Below are 3,009 nucleotides of genomic sequence, written 5' to 3'. Positions count from 1 at the left end.
GGCCCCTATAGCTCAGTCGGTAGAGCGTCTCCATGGTAAGGAGAAGGTCAGCGGTTCGATTCCGCTTGGGGGCTCAGACAGCAAGAAGGGAAAGTCCCCGCCCAGTTGGGCGGGGACTTTTTCGTTTCCCGTGGCGGGGCCCGAAGGCCCCGCGGCGAAGTTCAGTCCTTTTGGAGGCCGGTGACCCGCATTGCGAGGATCGCCATGTCGTCCGACGGAGCGTCCGACGCGAAGCGCTCCACCGCCCGCATGATGCGGGCCGCGACCGCGCCGGCCGTGAGGCCCGTGCACGTCGTGAGGACATCCGCGAGGCCGTCGTCGCCGAGCATGCGGGTGCCCTCGCGGCGCTCGGTGACTCCGTCCGTGACGCAGAGGAGCACGTCACCAGGATCGAGCGTCACCGTCTGTTCGTAGAGCTCCAGGTCGTCCATGACGCCGAGCAGCGGCTGCGGCTCCGCGTACGGTTCGACCGTGCCGTCCTGGCGCAGGCGGAGCGGGAGCGGGTGTCCCGCACAGACGATCTTCAGCACGGCTGAGCCGTCCTCCTGCGGCCACAACTCCCCATACAGCAGGGTCAGGAAGCGGCTGCGGGCGCCCTCGTCGAGGATCGCGGCGTTCAGGCGCTCCAGGACCGCGGGGCCGCCGAAGCCCTCGCGGGCCAGGAGACGCAGCGCGTGGCGGGCCAGGCCGGTGACCGCGGCGGCCTCCGGGCCCGTGCCGCAGACGTCGCCGATCGCGAAGCCGTACGCGCCGTCGCGGATCGGGAAGACGTCGTAGAAGTCGCCGCCGACTTCGTTGCCCTCGCCGGCCGCGCGGTAGATGACGTCGACCTCGACGCCCGGGATCTCCGGGACGCCGGGCGGCAGCAGGCTGCGCTGGAGGGACTGGCTGATGGCCATGCGCTCGGAGTAGAGGCGGGCGTTGTCCAGGGCGAGGGCCGCTCGGCGGGAGAGATCTTCGGCCAATTCCAGGATCTCTTGGCGGAAGTGTTCGTCGGATGGCTTGCCCAGCGTGAGCATGCCGATGACGCGGTTGCGGGCCACCAGGGGCAGGACGACCGTCTCGCCGCCCACCGCGGACGCCGTGGAGAGCGTCGTGCCGATGCCCGAGCCCAGGCTCAGGGGCTCGCCCAGGCCGAGGCTGCGCATGGAGGTGCGCAGGGCGGCCTGGTGGGCTGCTTCCGAGGGGGCGGCCCAGACGCGGGCTCCGGGGGTCGGTACGGGGTCGGGAGGGGCGATCTTGGAGAGGAGCGCCTTCAGGCCGTCGATGCGCTCCTCGTCCTCGTGGAGGACGTACGAGAGGTAGGGCTCGGACGCCTGGTCGGCGATCGTGTAGACGGCGCACCAGGTGGCGAGCGTCGGGACCGTCATCTGGGCCATGAGGGCCAGCGTCTGGTCGCGGTCCAGGGTGCCGGCGAGGAGGTCGGAGGCCTCGACGAGGAAGGAGAGCGAGCCGCGGCGCAGTCGCTCCAGCTCGCCGAGGCGCGCGGACTCGACGGCCAGGGCGATGCGGTCGGCGGCGAACTGGAGGCGCAGGGCCTCTTCGTTCGAGTACCGGTCGGGGGACTCGGCGGCGACGCCCAGGGAGCCCGTGAGGCGGCCCTCGACCTTCAGGGGGACCGTGACCACGGAGCGCATGCCCGTGCCGCTGAGGAGCGGGACGGCGCCGGGGACGACCGTGAGGTCTTCGTGTACGGCCGGCATGCGGGCGGAGCCGTACCGTCCGGGGCCCGCCTCCACGGGGACGCGGGCGAAGCGCTGACGGGCCGACGGAAGGCCTGTGGAGGCCCGGACCTCAAGCTCGGTCTCGTCGTCCGTGGCGAGGAGCAGGAAGGCGGCGTCGCCGTCGAGCATGTCGCGGGCGCGTTCGACGGTGCGCTGGAGCAGGCCGTCGAGGTCGTCCGGCGCCGGGGAGCCGATGAAGACCTCGAAGGGGTCGGCCGGGTGTGCCTCGGTGAGCGTTCCGGGCTCGGGGGCGGGGCCCCGCAGCGGAGTCTGCAGGACGGCGCGCTCGTCGTCGCGGACCAGGAGGCAGACCGTGGAGGGTTCGCCGTCGGCGTCGCGGACGCGCAGGTGGGAGGCGTAGACGGGGGTGACGCGGCCGTCGGAGCCGCGGATGCCGTAGCTGCCCTCCCAGCGGGACAGGCGCAGGGCCTCCACGATGCCGGTGCTCGTGCCCGGGGTGTGCGGCCAGGCGGCGAGGTCGGTGAGCGGTTTGCCGGTGACCTGCTCGGCGGCGTAACCGAAGAGTTCTTCGGCGTCTTCGTTCCAGGCGGAGATCGCGCCCGCGCGGTCGATCTGGACGACGGCGACGCGGACTCTGCCGTCGGTCAGCGGGAGCAGCTCGGCCGGCAGGGCGGGGCCGGCGGCGCGGGTGCCCACGGAGCGGTCGGGGAGGTCGAGTTGGAACCAGACCTGCTTCTGCGTGGGGGTGTAGTCGACGCCCCAGCGGGTGGCCAGCGCCGCGCACAGCTGGAGGCCGCGGCCGCCCTCGCGGTCGGGGTTGCCCATGTTCACGGCAGCCTGCTGGAGCGGGATTTCCCGTTCCGGATAGTGGTCGGAGACCTCGATGCGGACGGCGTCCTCGCTGCGCAGGCAGAGCACGTCCGCGGCCGTTCCGGCGTGCACGACGGCGTTCGTGACGAGCTCGCTGGTGAGGACGACGGCGTCGTCGACGATGTCCGTGAACCCCCATCCCTGGAGGGTGTCGCGGACAAAGGAGCGTGCCGTCGCGACGGAACGCCCGACGGGGTCGAAAGTCGCAGCCGCGCGCGCGGTGATCACAGAACTCCTCGTACGAGTATCGACGCCCAGATCTCCCACCATGGTGCGGCCGCCCCTCCGATGCCCGCTTGTACGTGTGCCACCGCCCAGGCCGGGCAGGACCGAGGTGGTTGGACAGCCGGATGCCAGGTTACTTACCTTCGCCGTCCATGCTGATGCCGGTCGTCAGTGTTTCCGCCCGGAGGGTGTGCGGAACGGTGTGCGAAGCTGCCGAACTGTTATGGCC

General features: G+C 71.8%; 1 protein-coding gene and 1 tRNA gene. One reads left to right on the top strand and one right to left on the bottom strand.

Features of this window, described 5'->3' with window-relative positions:
• The first annotated feature begins 1 nt into the window (after nt 1).
• Nucleotides 2-74 (top strand) — tRNA-Thr (locus tag ACQKIP_RS43950).
• A gap of 87 nt (nt 75-161) precedes the next feature.
• Here ACQKIP_RS43950 and ACQKIP_RS43945 read toward each other — a convergent pair.
• A complete protein-coding gene (locus ACQKIP_RS43945) occupies nt 162-2,825 on the bottom strand; it encodes a SpoIIE family protein phosphatase (RefSeq protein WP_365858060.1) in 2,664 nt (887 codons plus the stop codon).
• Nucleotides 2,826-3,009: the final 184 nt, after the last annotated feature.

Origin of the sequence: Streptomyces sp. NPDC059900, assembly GCF_050270335.1 — a bacterium.
Classification (GTDB): Bacteria; Actinomycetota; Actinomycetes; order Streptomycetales; family Streptomycetaceae; genus Streptomyces.
The sequence above is the reverse complement of the archived record's forward strand: the minus strand, read 5'-3'. Positions and strand labels throughout refer to the sequence as shown.